Here is a 15,904-nt window from a genome sequence, read left to right as displayed (position 1 = left end):
CTGATTTCCCCGCCAAAGGCCGATAAAACCGCCTTGTGCAATTACATGTAGCCCCGGTACGCGCACCACCAGGGAGGGGTCCCGGACGGCGGCTGTCGCCTTGTCCGGGCTACAAAACCCCAGACCGCTAAGCACTAAACTGTTCCCTCTCCCTGTGAGAAAGGGCCAGGGTGAGGGCAGCAGACCGCACTGCCCTCACCAATTCACTCCGGCGTCCCGGAATAAATATCAAACCGATGCCCCTTGGTGACCACCGCATTGGTAGTCGCCACATCGGCGAGCTGTGGCGCATAATCCGGGCGCTTCACCACCACACGTTTCGTCGCCAGTTGACGCGCGGGCTCCAGCAGGCCATCCGCGTCCAGATCCGGCCCCACCAACGACTGGAACACCCGCATCTCTTTCTTCACCAGCGCGCTTTTTTGCTTATGCGGAAACATCGGATCGAGATAAACCACCTGCGGACGCGGAGTAATATCCGCCAGCCCGGTCAGGCTGGAGGCATGAATCAACTGCAACCGCTCCTGTAACCAGGCGCCAATTTCCGGGTCCGCGTAGCCACGCGCCAGGCCATCATCCAGCAGTGCGGCAACCACCGGGTTGCGCTCTAACATCCGCACCCGGCAGCCGACTGACGCCAGCACAAAGGCATCACGCCCCAGCCCCGCCGTCGCGTCCACCACATCAGGCAGATAATCGCCCTTGATGCCAACGGCCTTCGCCACAGCCTCGCCGCGCCCACCGCCAAACTTACGTCGATGGGCCATCGCCCCACCCACGAAATCGACAAAAATACCGCCGAGCTTCGGCTCATCGCGTTTGCGCAGTTCCAGATGCGACGGTGTAAGCACCAGCGCCATCAGGTTATTTTCGTCATGTTCCAGGCCCCTGCGGGACGCAAGAACAGATAAGGCGCCGTCTCCGGCGCCTGTTTCATCTATCAAACAGATTTTCACTACATAAACCCTAAATAATTCAAGCGGCAGGAAGGCGGCAAGTGCGTGAATCCCCAGGAGCTTACAAGAGTAAGTGACTGGGGTGAGCAAACGTCGCCAACGCACATGCAGCTTGAAGTATGACGGGGATTAGCCTTCGATACCATAATGCTCCAGCATCGCATCCAGTTGCGGCTCACGGCCACGGAAACGCTTGAACAGCTCCATCGGCTCTTCGGAACCACCACGGGTCAGAATATTGTCGAGGAACGACTGTCCGGTTTCGCGGTTGAAAATCCCCTCTTCTTCAAAGCGTGAGTAGGCATCTGCCGCCAGCACATCCGCCCACAGGTAGCTGTAATACCCTGCGGCGTAGCCCCCTGCAAAGATATGGCTGAACGCGTGCGGGAAGCGGCCCCATGACGGGCTTGGCACCACGGCAACCTGTTTTTTAATTTCAAACAGCGTGTCGAGGATTTTGGCCCCCTGCTCCGGGCTAAACTCGGCGTGCAGGCGGAAATCGAACAGGCCGAACTCTAGCTGGCGCAGGATAAACAGCGCCGCCTGGTAGTTTTTCGCGGCCAGCATTTTATCCAGCAGATCCTGTGGCAGCGGCTCGCCCGTTTCATAATGACCCGAGATAAATGCCAGCGCTTCCGGCTCCCAGCACCAGTTTTCCATAAACTGGCTCGGCAGTTCGACCGCATCCCATGGCACACCGCTAATACCAGCAACCCCCGGCGTTTCGATACGGGTCAGCATATGATGCAGACCGTGACCAAATTCATGGAACAGCGTGATCACTTCATCATGGGTGAACAGCGCCGGTTTGCCGCTGACCGGACGGTTGAAGTTACAGGTAAGGTAGGCCACTGGTTTTTGCAGCGAACCGTCCGCCAGGCGCATTTGCCCAACACAGTCATCCATCCACGCGCCGCCGCGTTTGTGCTCACGGGCGTAGAGGTCAAGATAGAAACTACCGCGCAGTTCATTGCTTTCGTCATACAGCTCAAAGAAACGCACATCCGGATGCCAGACATCGACATCATGACGCTCTTTCGCGGTAATACCGTAAATCCGTTTCACCACTTCAAACAGGCCGCTTACCGCTTTGTTTTCCGGGAAGTACGGGCGCAACTGTTCGTCGCTAATGCTGTACAGATGCTGCTTCTGTTTTTCGCTGTAGTAAGCGATATCCCACGGTTGCAGCTCATCCACACCAAACTCTTTTTTGGCGAACGCACGCAGTTGCGCCAGCTCTCTTTCACCCTGCGGACGGGCGCGTTTGGCGAGATCGGTCAGGAAGTCGAGTACCTGCGCCGGGTTTTCCGCCATTTTGGTCGCCAGCGATTTATAGGCATAGCTTTCAAAACCGAGCAGTTGCGCCAGCTCGTGACGCAGGGCGAGAATTTCCGCCATCACCGGGCTGTTATCCCATTTACCTGCATTCGGCCCCTGGTCAGAGGCGCGGGTGCTATAAGCGCGGTACATCTCTTCGCGCAGCGGTTGGTTGTCGCAATAGGTCATCACCGGCAGATAGCTCGGGATATCCAGCGTCAGCAGGTAACCCTCTTGCTCTTTCGCTTCGGCCTGCGCTTTTGCAGCGGCCAGCGCGCTTTCCGGCATACCGGCCAGCTCGGCTTCATCGGTCACCAGCTTTGTCCAGCCCATGGTCGCATCGAGCACGTTGTTGCTGTACTGATTGCCCAGCTCAGACAGGCGCGCGGCAATTTCGCCGTAGCGTTTTTGTTTCTCTTTTTCGAGGCCGATACCGGACAGTTCGAAATCACGCAGGGCGTTATCGACAGATTTCTTCTGCGCAATGCTCAGGGTGGCGTAGTGATCGCCATTGCGTAAGTCGCGGTAGGCGTTGTACAGCCCTTCATGTTGCCCAACCCAGGTGCTGTATTCCGACAGTAACGGCAGCGTCTGCTCATAGGCTTCACGCAGTTCCGGGCTGTTTTTCACAGAATTCAAATGGCTCACCGGGGAGAACAGACGCCCCAGCACATCGTCCACTTCCGCCAGCGGCTGGCACAGATTTTCCCAGGTGTACGGCGCACCATGGGCTACCACGCTTTCCACCGCGGTACGGCAATCATCCAGCGCTTTCGTCACGGCAGGCACGACGTGTTCAGGCAGGATTTTTGAAAACGGCGGTAATTCGAAACGCGTGAGTAATGGATTGGTCATAAGCGCAGTCCTGTCCTGTTAAAGAGAGTGAGTGAAGCGCACGATCCGGCGCTCTGCATAACGTTGTAGCATGGGGTTAAGTGTAGAGGATTTCAATGGCAGGCGTTGCGCTGAACTGCTTATCGCTGCAATACCCATTTGCACATACGATGTCGTTTCCGCTATGAAATCAAAGTAATAAGAACCGTCGTACAGGGCGTATACTCATCACAACGGCGAAAAGGAGACCGCATGTTGAATTTCATTATGACAATACTGCCGCTACTGGCGCTTATCGGGCTGATACTTGTGTTTCCAAAATGGCGACATCGAAAAAACGACACACAAGCCAATCATGGGTTACGAAAGATATCCATCACCACCAAAACCTTTCGGCCAGGCAAAGGGGGACAGTTATTACCCACGGATTATTATTTCGATGAAGGGTACTTCTATGAAGTTCAGCTTGATGTGAAAAAATCTGTTCCACTGAGCGCGATAACCAAGATCGAGCGCGACAATATCAAAGTGAATAATCGTTCTTTCTGGATAGTGACTTACATGACTGACGGGCAGATGAAGCAGGCAAGATTCCGCCATAACTACACCCTGTTTAACACCGACTTTGCCGATTTCCTGGAGGCGGTTAAACGTGCTAACCCTGCCGCCAGCGTGCGCGAGCTGACCGCTTTTAGCCTCTGATTACCAATACGGTGCAGGCAACGCCCGCACCGTTGTCAAAACTTACTTCGCTTTATGCGCCATCGCATAGGCCGCAGGCAGATTCAGGCGCTGCCAGAAGTTCTGATCGGCAGTTTCGCCAGAGAGCGGGTAACCGTCTGGCAGCGCGGTTTTCACCATCAACTCGCGCCGCGCTGTCGCTGACAGTTTTGGCAGCGCCGCCTCCAGCAGCACTTCCGCCCCTTCCGGTACTTTCACTGCCTGCGTTTTCCCTTTTTGCTGCGGCAGGTCGTAGGTCATGGTAAAGCGGTAAAATTCTTTCATCGCCGGATCGCGGTACGGATCGTCTTTTCCCGCCGTTTTCGCACACTCCGCAAGCGACGCACCGCACTCTTTCTCCAGCGCCGTACGCAACTGATCGCGCGCTTCGTTGAACAGCTTGCGGTACGCCGGATCGTTGAGGTAATGCGCCACGTTACGCTGGGCCACTATTCTTGAACCCATCACATCCAGCGGATAGTGTACGCCCAGCACAATGCGCGAGTAACCATAGCGGGCACCGCGCTCCACCAGCGAATCAAAGCGCTCCGGGATCATCTCCGCCATCAACAGCGCATCGGTATAGCCGGTATTGGTATGGCCGCTTGGGAAGGAACCGCCATCGGCGGAGTACGGTTTGTTGTCTTTCACCACCACATCATCCGGGACCTGGTGAATGGTGTTGCCCTGAATAAGGAACGGACGCTTGTAGTCGAAGTGCTTCTTCGCCGCGCCGGTGCTGACTTCGCTGGCTTTAATTAACGCAGCCGCTTTGCCCAGCTCTCCCTTGTCATAGGCGTCAAGAAACGCTTTACCCAGACGCGGACCGAGCGCGTCGGACAGGAAGTACAAGTAGCTGATACCTTCTGCGTCCGCCAGCGCCTGATGGCGCAGCCCCTGGGTGGCATCGAGATTAATCGTCTCAACGGTTTTCAGGTTGGCATCCAGTACAGGAGCAGGCAGCTTGTTGAACGAGGAGAGCAATTCAATGCCGGCCTGCTGGTTATCTTTTACTTTGAAATCATAGCCGCTGGCTTTCAACCAGGCGGTGTCGGCCTGTTTTGCACTTTGCGACGCTTTTTCCAGGTGCTCACGCTCCACCTTTGCGCCGTCCCCTTTTAGCGCAGCACGCAGCGCGGCCAGAGACTGGTTTTCCAGGCTATCAAACACCTGGCTTTCCGAGGCCGGCGTGGTGGTATTGGCAATGTCGTGCGCAGTAGAGAGTGGCACATCTTTCGCCATCGCCTGATGAGCAAGCAGCAGTGAGACAGTTAACAGCGTTAAACGGATTTTCATTTTTTATCCTTTTATTCAAACGATTACCTTGCCTGCGCTCGACGCTAGCCCTGTAAGTTGACGCTTTTGTGACAGGGATAAATTTTGAAACGTTTTACGACTGCCTGAAACAACCGCAGGGTTCAACGACATTCCCGCGCAATCTACGGTAAACTGTGGCTAATCTCGTTCATATTCTGGAATTTCTATCTCCATGCTCAGTTATCGCCACAGCTTCCACGCAGGCAACCATGCCGACGTTCTCAAACACACCGTTCAGAGCCTGATCATTGAAGCGCTCAAAGAAAAAGAGAAACCGTTTCTCTATCTCGATACCCACGCGGGCGCGGGCCGCTATCAGCTTTCCGGCGAACATGCCGAACGCACCGGGGAGTATCTGGAAGGGATTGGACGCATCTGGCAACAAGACGATATTCCGGCTGAGCTGGAGCCGTACATGAGCGTGCTGCGCCACTTTAACCGCAACGAGACGCTGCGTTACTACCCAGGCTCGCCGCTGATTGCCCGTCAGTTGTTGCGCGAGCAGGACAGCCTGTTCCTGACAGAGTTGCATCCGAGCGACTATCCATTGCTGCGTCAGGAGTTCCAGAAAGACGAACGTGCCCGCGTTGAGCGTGCCGATGGCTACCAGCAGTTGAAAGCCAAACTGCCGCCAGTTTCCCGTCGCGGCCTGGTGCTGATAGACCCGCCGTATGAAATAAAAACCGATTATCAGGCGGTGGTATCCGGCATTAGCGAGGGCTACAAGCGCTTTGCAACCGGCACCTATGCTCTGTGGTACCCGGTGGTGCTGCGCCAGCAAATCAAACGTATGGTGCATGACCTGGAAGCAACGGGCATTCGTAAAATTCTGCAGATTGAGCTGGCGGTACGCCCGGACAGCGACCAGCGCGGGATGACCGCCTCCGGTATGATCGTGGTTAACCCGCCGTGGAAATTAGAAGCACAGATGAATAACGTGCTGCCGTGGCTGCACAGTAAACTGGTGCCCGCCGGAACAGGCCACACCCTCGTTAACTGGATTGTTCCCGAGTAATCGCAGCAATCGAAGGAACCTTGCTGGCTGCGCGTTACAATCGCGACACTTTCGACCTCGTTCAGGATTAAGAGCCTACCCAGTAGGCGTACATTGTTGCAGCGAGTTTGGACACGGACAACGCGGAACAACCGGAGCGTACACGCTGTACGTGAGGATTGTGAGCACTGCCCAGGTCCAAAATGGCCAATAAAATAGCCTAATTGGATAGGCTCTAAGGAATTAACCATGAGCAAACATTACGACTATATCGCCATTGGCGGTGGCAGCGGTGGCATTGCCTCGATTAACCGTGCCGCCATGTACGGCCAGAAGTGCGCGCTGATTGAAGCCAAAGAGCTTGGCGGCACCTGTGTGAATGTGGGTTGTGTTCCGAAAAAAGTGATGTGGCACGCGGCGCAAATCCGCGAGGCTATTGATCTGTACGGGCCGGACTACGGCTTCGACACCACCGTCAATCATTTTGACTGGAATAAACTGGTTGCCAGCCGCACGGCCTACATTGACCGTATCCACACCTCGTATGACAACGTGCTGGGTAAAAACAATGTCGATGTGATTCGTGGTTTCGCCCGCTTTATTGACGCGAAGACTGTCGAGGTTAATGGCGAGACGATCACCGCCGATCACATCCTGATCGCAACCGGTGGTCGCCCGAGCCATCCGAAAATTCCGGGAGCGGAATACGGTATCGACTCCGACGGTTTCTTTGCCCTGCCCGCGCTGCCTAAACGCGTGGCGGTGGTCGGTGCCGGCTATATCGCCGTTGAACTGGCCGGGGTGATTAACGGGCTGGGCGCAGAAGCGCATCTGTTCGTGCGTAAGCACTCTCCGCTGCGCAGTTTCGATCCGATGATCAGTGAAACGCTGGTTGAGGTGATGGCCGCCGAAGGCCCGACGCTACATACCCAGGCAGTCCCCAAAGCCGTGGTGAAAAACGCCGACGGCAGCCTGACGCTGGAGCTGGACGATGGACGCAGCCAGACAGTGGATTGCTTGATTTGGGCGATTGGTCGTGAACCGGCGAACGACACCTTCAATCTGGACATCACCGGGGTGAAAACCGACGAGAAAGGTTTCATCGTGGTGGATAAATTCCAGAATACCTCCGTGCCGGGTATTTACGCTGTCGGCGATAACACGGGTGCGGTTGAGCTGACCCCTGTCGCCGTGGCCGCAGGCCGTCGCCTGTCTGAACGCCTGTTTAATAACAAGCCGGACGAGCATCTGGATTACAGCAATATCCCGACCGTGGTGTTCAGCCATCCGCCGATCGGCACCGTGGGTTTAACCGAACCGCAGGCGCGCGAGCAGTATGGCGATAGCGAAGTCAAAGTGTATAAATCGTCGTTTACCGCGATGTATACCGCCGTGACCTCTCACCGCCAGCCGTGCCGCATGAAGTTAGTCTGCGTTGGCCCGGAAGAGAAAATCGTCGGTATCCACGGCATCGGTTTCGGGATGGATGAAATTCTGCAAGGCTTCGCGGTCGCCCTGAAAATGGGTGCCACCAAGAAGGACTTCGACAATACCGTGGCGATTCACCCAACGGCGGCAGAAGAGTTTGTCACCATGCGGTAAGCCCCACCCCGGGTGGCGGCTGACGCCTTACCCGGGCTACGACCTGTTTTCTCCCTCTCCCCCAGGGAGAGGGTTGGGGTGAGGGGAATATGCGGCTCGGAAGGTGGGTTCCGTTCCTCTTTACAATCCCCGCAGCACCGCCTCCAGGAATTTCTCTCCCTCGCCGATCACTCCTGACACTATGCTGTCAGGAGGGGGGTGCCATTATCTCGTTGTCGAAAACACAACGAGGGCAAGAAAATGAGCAACGTTATCAACTGGTTTGAGATTCCGGTTCAGGACCTGCAACGGGCAACCGCGTTTTATGAACATTGCATCGACGCGCAATTTCGTCAGGAGCATGTCGCCGGTATGTCGATGGCGGTCTTTCATTATCAGGAGCCTGCAATCGGCGGGGCGCTGGTAAAATCTGAGGCATTACAACCTTCCGCAAACGGCACCGTGGTCTATCTCTACACCGCAGATATCGCCGCGTCCCTCAAAAAAGTGGCGGAAAAAGGCGGCACCTGCTGCTTCGGGCCAGAAATTTTACCGGATGATATTGGCACCATTGCGCTTATCATTGACAGTGAAGGGAATAAAGTCGGGCTGCATCAACCGGCCTGACAACATTAACCGACCACTGACAGGAAATTTGCCATGAGCCGCCGTGCCGATCGTCTGTTCCAGATAGTCCAGATCCTGCGTACACGCCGTCGGGTCACGGCCGCTCTGCTGGCGGAGAGGCTGGAGGTGTCAGAGCGTACCGTTTATCGGGACATTCGCGATCTGTCGCTCTCCGGTGTGCCCATTCAGGGCGAGGCAGGGAGCGGCTATCGCCTGATGCCGGGGTTTGATATTCCCCCGCTGATGTTCACCGGTATGGAAGTGGAAGCGCTGATTGCCGCGATTGGCATGCTACAAACCTGGAGCGGCGACACACTGGCTAAAGCGGCGGGTTCGGCGCAGGAAAAGCTGCTGGCGGTACTGCCGACAGACCGGCACATCCTGGCCGAACGAAACCGCATCCTGACCCCGGACTTTGGCAAGTACCCACAGACGCGGCGCTGGTTTGATGTTTTCCATCAGGCCATGCGCCAGCGCGATGAGGTCTGGATCCGATATGAGAACGAGCAGGGTGAAGGTTCTGAGCGGGCGGTTCATCCGCTGGGCCTGTCGTTCTGGGGAGAAGTATGGGTACTGGTGGCCTGGTGCACGTTGCGTCAGGATTATCGCTGCTTCCGCCTCGATCGCTGCCAGGCCGTGACCTTAACCGGGAAACAGTTTGCCGAACGGCCCGACCGCTCCCTTGAGGATTTTATCCACCAGCAGAAGGCGAGAGCTAAGCGATACAGTGAAAAGCAGTAATAACAGTCGCACCGCCTGACATGACACTCTCAGTCCGCCATCTCCCGGAATTCCCGCGCCGGAAAATTACCCTATTTTCCCGGCTCTGATGTTAATCGGCCATGTAAAGGTCCGCGTTTGTACCGGGTCGCCCCAGAGGTCGCGTACGTCGTCGTAAAAGCGGGTTAACAGCCCCTCCTGCCCGGCGTCACGTGCGCGCTTCACCGCAGACCAGGTGGAGAGATAGCCCATCAAGGCGTCGAGATCCCACTGCAAACGAATCGCCATTTCCGGGACGGGAATTTCCGTAAAGGGGAAGGCGATGTCCGCATAACCGTTATCCACCAGTTGCCTTTCCGGGGGCCAGTAGGGGCCAATTTCGTCATAGTAGAACTGACGAACGCGCGCCCGGAGGGTCTCGTCAGGGTTGAGCACACCGTAGCTGATAATCGCAATCACCGCATTCGGCGCCGCAACCCGCCGGACTTCCCGGTAAAAGGCCGGTAAATCAAACCAGTGCGCCGCCTGGGCGACGGTAATCAGATTGATATCGCGTAGCGCTTGCGCAAGCTGTTCCGCCGGGCCTTGCAGATACGTAATGCGGGCATGAGGTGTGGCGTTGTCGATTTGCGTCTGGCTGGGATCAATCCCCGTCACTTTATCGAAGGCTGAGGCCAGTAACGTAGTCAACTGGCCCGTACCGCAACCGACATCCAGCGCATGGTGATGTTCCGGCGTTATTGAAAGCAGGTAATCCAGCAAGACTGCGGGATATTCCGGGCGATAGCGGGCGTAATCGGCGCCGCCGCTTGCAAACCAGTTCGGCATGGGGTGTCCTCTGTTTAGTAAAAATACAGTAGTGCGAATGGCTTTTTGCGACAAGGGGAATACACAGCGGGCATTAACGGGAAGGGTAAGTGGCGGACGCCAGAGAGAAGAAAGCCGACTCCGCAGAGTCGGCTATGTTGTCTGTCAGAGCTTGAAGCTGCCGACGACGTTTTCGAGTTGTACGGTTTGTTCTTCCATCGACTGCGCAGCCGCCGCCACCTCTTCGACCAGCGCCGCATTCTGCTGCGTGGCGCTATCGAGCTGGTTAATGGCGATATTGATCTGGGCAATCCCGCGACTTTGTTCATCGCTGGAAGAGCTGATTTCTGAGATCAGCACGCCCACACCTTCCACTTTTTCCATCAGGCCATCCATCGTCGTACCCGCCTGACGAACCAGCCCGCTACCCTGCTCAATGCTGCTCACCGACTCTTCAATCAATTTCTTGATCTCCTGAGCTGAGCGGGCGCTGCGCTGCGCCAGTGAACGAACTTCGCCAGCGACCACGGCGAAACCACGCCCATGCTCGCCCGCCCTTGCCGCTTCCACCGCGGCGTTAAGCGCCAGGATGTTGGTCTGGAAGGCGATGCCGTCAATCACACTGATGATTTCCACCACTTTCGAGGAGGACTCATTGATGTTATTCATCGTGGAGACGACTTTGTTAACCACATTGGCCCCTTGTTTTGCCGCAACGGAGGCCTCTTCCGCCAGCTTGTTCGCCTGCAACGCGTTCTCTGCGTTCAGGCGCACGGTACTGGTCAGCTCTTCCATTGATGCCGCCGTTTCCACAATCGATGCCGATTGATCTTCGGTGCGCGAGGAGAGGTTCAGGTTGCCACTGGCAATCTGGCGCGAAGCCGAAGAGATCGCCATCGAGCTACTCCCTACCTGCTGCATCAATTCATTAAGGAACGAAATGAACTTATTGAAGTTGTTGATAATGGCGTTAAATTCCGGGCTCTTACTTTGCGCAAGACGCTGCGTTAAATCCGCACCGCCGCTGGACAGCGCTTCAATATTACGATTGAGCAGCGTCACATTATGGAAAATATTGCGCACGATGATCATCATGATAAGGACGATAAGTATGCCAATAATCGCCTGTACGATGGTCAGCTTGGTCATAATAGCGTCAGACATACTTACCAGGTGGCTGCTCGGAATGTCGACCGCCATAAACCACGGGCTGCCGCTGATTGGCAGAACGAACAGGGAATGCGCCCCGTCTTCACCGTCATAGCTGCCACGCACTTCTGTTGTTTTCCCCTGGCCTAACAGGCTAACTAACGGTGCCGCCGCCGGAATGCCCAGATCGCGAACGTTTGACAGGGCCGGTTTATCCTGTACGGAGGAACCGTTACCGACGATTTTACCGTCCGCCTCAACAATCAGTACGCTGCCGTTTACCGCTTTACCCATGTCGACAGCAAGCTGGTTAAAGAAGCCCAGCGTCACATCGATGGTCGCCACGCCCCACGCTTTGCCATCTTTCCAGATCGCCATTGCACAGTTAGTTCGCGGCTGCGGGCTGGCTGCGTCCTGATAGGCTTTCGCCCACGCACACTCGCCTTTTGGCGCATTCATACCGTCTTTATACCAGGGCTGCTCCCAGTATTTTGCCGACTCTGGTTGGTTCCAGACGGTGTTGACCTGCAAATTGCCGCCCCCGTCGCGGGCATAGAAGGTACTGAATTTATCCCGAGCCGGATCGCGCTGCCCAGGCAGAGGCCAAATCCCGCCGCCGAAGACGTTTAAATCGCCGTATTGGTTTACCAGGCGCGGCAGTAATTCGTCAATTTGCTCGCTTTGCAGCCCAACAACCAGTTCAGTGATGGAGCGTTGCTGCGCCTTAACGCGGTTCATCTGCTCTTTTATCGCGTTACTTTGTAATTCAACCGTCGCCTGAATATTTTTGGTCTCCGTTTCGATAATCTGCGGAGAAACGAATAGCTTGATAACAATATAGGTAACTATCAATAAGATAACGAAAAAGCTTATAAGCAACAGGCCTATTCGGCCCTGGGTATTTTTCCATGTCATAATGGCAGCACTCGATCTGGTTGAATTAGGGGTTATAACGACATTTATTTGAAATTCTTTAATCTAAATCGTGCTACGGTTTCATATAAAACGAATTTCATATTACAAAATGACGTTTTAAAAAAAACGTTCTGCCGTTCACAATTTTTAAGTGCGATGCCTTGTTTCTATAAAAGATAATATGCCCGTATAAATCATTTCCCGTGAATGAACATACATCGATGATATCAATATCATTTTCATCAATATGCGAACATTCTCATGAAACAGAATAGTACGGGCAGCAATATGCGCGTTCGTACACTTTTCAAGCAGAAGAGGTGTTTACGCTCTGGCACAGCAAAGCAACGTCTCTATGCGGTTCTGGCAGGGAGAAACGCAACCATATGTGAGCCAGTCGCATGCTTTTACTGCGCTTTTGCGCGCGATGATACGCCGCCTGCCGGGCTATGGATTTCGGTACCGTTTTAAATGCCAATGCATGGCGATCATCCCATCAAGCAAGATATAAAAGCATTTTGATTGCCGTGAGTAACCTTATATTTCGTCGGGCAATATACTTAAATTAAATATTCGCCATGATATCCGAAACGAATACCATTCCCATCCAGGCATCCACATCTTTAAAAAGATGTCCGCATCAAACTAATATTTACGGGTCGTCAGATTAAATATTGCCAGGTGAGGCATCGACGGTCAGAAATTCATAGAATAGTTGCCGGGTTGATAACACGTACAAAATAACGGCTGTTTATCGGGATGGGCAATTTTTCAGACACTCGCAATATTCGTTTCATATGCGCTTGCGGGTAAACTGCTGTTCCAGCATCTCATTGCCCCACTGCTCCCCCTGCCACTCTTTTGTCAGCCGGAAGCCGAAGGATTCGTAGAGTCGCCGCGCCGCATCAAGCCCGCTAAATGTCCACAGTTGCACAGCCGCGAAGTTCTGGCTGTCGCAGAAATTCATCGCCTCAGTTAGCAACCGACGACCCACGCCACCGCCACGGCAATCGTCATCGAGGATAAACCAGCGAAGATGCGCCTCGTTGTCGCCCAGATCCTGCCCATCAATCGCGAGCGACCCCACAATCCGTCCATGATGAATGGCAAGCCAGATACGATTGCACGCAACATCCAGACGCCCGGCGAAGTCAGCCAGCCCGGCCGCCACTTTGCTTTCAAAAAAGTACCCGAAGCCATAATGGCGAGAGTAGTAGCTGGCATGCATTTCGCTGATTCGGCCAATCATGCCGGGACGATAGCCAGCAACAATCTCAATCTCATCTTGTTGTAACGGCGCTTCACCGTTCCGGCAGGCCGCCAGCGCATGTGCATAAGCTGAAAGGCCCTCGGCAACCGCGTGCTGCCGGGAAGGGGTGAGATGCGCCAGCGCCTCGATCACCCGCATACTGCCGTACTGATTAATGCGAGCGACGCTCTCTTTTCCCTGCGCGGTCAGTTGCAGCTCTTTAAAACGCGCATCATCTTTGGACGGAACTTCCTGAATTTCACCTGCGCGGACGAGCTTACCGAGCATACGACTTACGCTGGATTTCTCCAGCCCCAGCATCTGTACCAGTTGTGCGGCGGTCATGGCTCCCTGGCTTTCAATCTCCAAAAGGGTATGCACCGCTGAGGGAGAATAGTCTGTGGCGGCAAGGGTGGCATTCATAAACCCGAGTTCACGGACCATAAGACGGGAGGCAACACGGATTTCGTTAATCAGACTGGCGTTTTGCATGCATATGACCCTTCGCATCAATAGTTGTACAATACAACCATCTAAGGGCATAGCTGTCAATATGAACTGACGTACTCACCCCCGCGAGCGTAAAAAAGCTAAAAATAGCCAAAAAAAGCATAAGCCGTGCTGTGTTTGTTTTTTCACCACTAAAACAAACGAATAGCCCCGGCACGGGCCTGTAAAGCGCCCCGCTCGCCGCTTCGCCTTTACAATCCCCTTCCCGCTAAGCCCTTCACAGGCCGAATTTTTCGGCGCATAGTTGAACAAATGTTCAGCAGAGGAAGAGAGTGGTTGTAATGACAGACCGTCCGTTAATTATCCTGCAAGTAGGTTTTCCTTCAGAGTCTATTCGTGAAGTCCACGGCGATATCCCCTCCTGGTTCTGTCGTGCCATTCAGCACCCTCTTGAGAAAACAGAAGTTATCCGCGTGTTTGAAGGCGAAGCGCTTCCGCCGCCGGATGCCAACCGTGTGGCCGTGATTACCGGTTCATGGGCGATGGTGACGGATCGTCTCCCCTGGAGTGAAGCCGCTGCCGGGTGGGTACGCGAAGCCATGTCGATTGGCATGTCGCTGTTCGGTGTCTGCTACGGCCACCAGTTGATGGCACATGCGTTGGGCGGCGAAGTGGAGTGGCATCCGCAGGGGCGTGAGGTCGGCAGCCAGGCGATTCAACTTCATCCGCATGCCAGTAACGATGTGCTGCTGAGCACCTTGCCGCGTGAATTTCCCGCGCATCTGACTCATATGCAGACCGTCTCTCGCCTGCCGGAAGGGGCGCTGGCGCTGGCATCATCCGCCCATGACCAGCACCAGATTGTCCGCTACGGACCCAACGCCATGTCGACACAATTCCACCCGGAGTTCACTCCGGAGATCGCCGCTGACATGATTCGCCAGCGCGAAACCGTGCTGACCGAAGAAGGCTTTGACCCGCTGGCACTGCTATCAGGTGTTTTGCCCTCGCCGGAAGCCACAGAATTATTGCGCCGCTTTGTACATCAGGCGTTTAATCGTGAGGCACCGCAGCAGGAAGTGCTGGCGCAGAGTGCATAACCAATAAAGAGGCACCTACGATGCCTCTTTAAATATTTTATTCATAGGTAATAACAAACTCACTTTTAGCCCTTATCGTTCCGGGATTGATACTCCCATTCTTGGTAAAATAATGGGCTTTAAATTTTAGCTTCGTATTTTGAGAAGGCCACCATTTGACTAATACTTCTTTTCCAATTTCGAGAGGCGTGTCATCAAACATGATCTGAACGCCAACATTTTCGTTCCCCGAATTCATATTTTTCAGCACATCGTTACTTGCCACGCCAGGCATTTTATCACCATTAAAGGTGATCTTCGCTTTAGAGACATTATTTATGCAATCTATATTGATGGTAAATTCCTTGTTTGCGCCCTGATAACGCCAAAGTGATCTCATTAAATCGCTACGCCTTACCTCCGGTAATTCCACAGTACTATCATACGTTTTGACATCACAGGTAGGAACGAGGGGTACAATATCTCCATTGAAGACATAGTGAAGATTCCCCATCGTTATGCCCGTTGGTACCAGACCCGTATAATGCCTCATAGTAATTGAGGCTATATTTGTTCCCTGTGGGATAGGGTCATAGGGAGTTGTACTGTTTCTTAATAATCTGACTGAAATGGGTACTGTTGGATAGTCGACATATTGCACTGTGGGCCCCGGAAAAAGCTTGCAATCTCCATCAACCCAGACACACACATCCTTAGCGGCATTTCCTTCGATCCATCCTGAATTATTAATATTTACCTGTAATGTAAACCCCCGAATGGCTAATTCAGGATTGAAGTTGACCCACCAAATTCTAACGCTGTCTTTCATTGCTTCAGTTGGTCTACCTGTCGCTTTCAAGGAAGCCGTAGGACTCGCTGGAGAAGTGATGTTCCCGAGCGTTTTAGGAAATGTTGAAGCGTTCATATACACCGTGGTTTCCGTATTCGTCCACGTAAAATCCGTCCATTCCTCTGCACCGGCATACTGACTGATTGAACCAATGAAAAGGCCGGATATGAGACAACGCATTAAGCTATTTATTTTAATCACTCTCTCCATCCTTGAAATCACAAATAAAACAATAAAAAACCACTTTTATCAAAATAATATAAAACAGAAAGATGCAGAGAATATTGTTTAAGGAAATTACGTAGAAGCTCACAATCTGTCAACAATCTACCGTTATTC

13 protein-coding genes are annotated in these 15,904 nt (G+C 53.8%); 6 read left to right on the top strand and 7 right to left on the bottom strand.

Annotated features, from left to right (window positions below; all coding sequences use genetic code 11):
- Positions 1-203 precede the first annotated feature (203 nt).
- On the bottom strand, positions 204-956 hold the full coding sequence (gene rsmJ, locus C5523_RS01345; protein ID WP_108700489.1) for a 16S rRNA (guanine(1516)-N(2))-methyltransferase RsmJ: 753 nt from the start codon (positions 954-956) through the stop codon (positions 204-206).
- A 129-nt stretch (positions 957-1,085) separates the two neighbouring features.
- Positions 1,086-3,128, bottom strand: a complete 2,043-nt coding sequence (prlC, locus tag C5523_RS01340; protein WP_108700488.1) for an oligopeptidase A — start codon at positions 3,126-3,128, stop codon at positions 1,086-1,088.
- A gap of 231 nt (positions 3,129-3,359) precedes the next feature.
- Between prlC and C5523_RS01335 the strand changes: the two genes are divergently transcribed.
- Entirely contained in the window at positions 3,360-3,809 is a 450-nt protein-coding gene (locus C5523_RS01335; protein WP_052249309.1) for a hypothetical protein, read from the top strand.
- Positions 3,810-3,851: 42 nt separating this feature from the next.
- Here C5523_RS01335 and C5523_RS01330 read toward each other — a convergent pair whose 3' ends face one another.
- Positions 3,852-5,123 carry a phosphatase PAP2 family protein gene (locus C5523_RS01330; RefSeq protein ID WP_071195003.1) on the bottom strand — a complete coding sequence of 424 codons (1,272 nt, stop codon included), beginning with the start codon at positions 5,121-5,123 and terminating at the stop codon, positions 3,852-3,854.
- A 193-nt stretch (positions 5,124-5,316) separates the two neighbouring features.
- Here C5523_RS01330 and C5523_RS01325 point away from each other — a divergent pair, with 193 nt between their 5' ends.
- From C5523_RS01325 to C5523_RS01305, 4 genes are all read left to right on the top strand, one after another.
- Positions 5,317-6,159: a 23S rRNA (adenine(2030)-N(6))-methyltransferase RlmJ gene (locus C5523_RS01325; protein WP_041851280.1), complete on the top strand. Its 843-nt coding sequence runs from the start codon at positions 5,317-5,319 to the stop codon at positions 6,157-6,159.
- Positions 6,160-6,387: 228 nt separating this feature from the next.
- Entirely contained in the window at positions 6,388-7,740 is a 1,353-nt protein-coding gene (gene gorA, locus C5523_RS01315; RefSeq protein WP_071195004.1) for a glutathione-disulfide reductase, read from the top strand.
- Positions 7,741-7,980: 240 nt separating this feature from the next.
- A complete protein-coding gene (locus C5523_RS01310; RefSeq protein WP_039080253.1) occupies positions 7,981-8,346 on the top strand; it encodes a VOC family protein in 366 nt (121 codons plus the stop codon).
- Positions 8,347-8,379: 33 nt separating this feature from the next.
- Positions 8,380-9,087, top strand: a complete 708-nt coding sequence (locus C5523_RS01305; RefSeq protein ID WP_071195005.1) for a YafY family protein — start codon at positions 8,380-8,382, stop codon at positions 9,085-9,087.
- A gap of 66 nt (positions 9,088-9,153) precedes the next feature.
- Here C5523_RS01305 and C5523_RS01300 read toward each other — a convergent pair whose 3' ends face one another.
- The 3 genes from C5523_RS01300 to C5523_RS01290 form a co-directional block, all read right to left on the bottom strand.
- Positions 9,154-9,894, bottom strand: coding sequence for a class I SAM-dependent methyltransferase (locus C5523_RS01300; protein WP_107224329.1), 741 nt, complete (start codon positions 9,892-9,894; stop codon positions 9,154-9,156).
- Between the two features lie 144 nt (positions 9,895-10,038).
- On the bottom strand, positions 10,039-11,937 hold the full coding sequence (locus C5523_RS01295; RefSeq protein ID WP_071195007.1) for a methyl-accepting chemotaxis protein: 1,899 nt from the start codon (positions 11,935-11,937) through the stop codon (positions 10,039-10,041).
- A 793-nt stretch (positions 11,938-12,730) separates the two neighbouring features.
- A complete protein-coding gene (locus tag C5523_RS01290; protein WP_108700487.1) occupies positions 12,731-13,678 on the bottom strand; it encodes a bifunctional helix-turn-helix transcriptional regulator/GNAT family N-acetyltransferase in 948 nt (315 codons plus the stop codon).
- A gap of 299 nt (positions 13,679-13,977) precedes the next feature.
- Here C5523_RS01290 and C5523_RS01285 point away from each other — a divergent pair, with 299 nt between their 5' ends.
- A complete protein-coding gene (locus tag C5523_RS01285) occupies positions 13,978-14,736 on the top strand; it encodes a glutamine amidotransferase (protein WP_108700486.1) in 759 nt (252 codons plus the stop codon).
- Between the two features lie 37 nt (positions 14,737-14,773).
- Here C5523_RS01285 and C5523_RS01280 read toward each other — a convergent pair whose 3' ends face one another.
- Positions 14,774-15,766 carry a fimbrial protein gene (locus C5523_RS01280; RefSeq protein ID WP_172960868.1) on the bottom strand — a complete coding sequence of 331 codons (993 nt, stop codon included), beginning with the start codon at positions 15,764-15,766 and terminating at the stop codon, positions 14,774-14,776.
- Between the last annotated feature and the right edge of the window lie 138 nt (positions 15,767-15,904).

It is taken from the genome of Phytobacter sp. SCO41 (assembly GCF_003073275.1).
Classification (GTDB): Bacteria; Pseudomonadota; Gammaproteobacteria; order Enterobacterales; family Enterobacteriaceae; genus Phytobacter; species Phytobacter diazotrophicus.
Note: the sequence above shows the minus strand (reverse complement) of the source record. Positions and strands in the feature narration are given on the sequence as shown.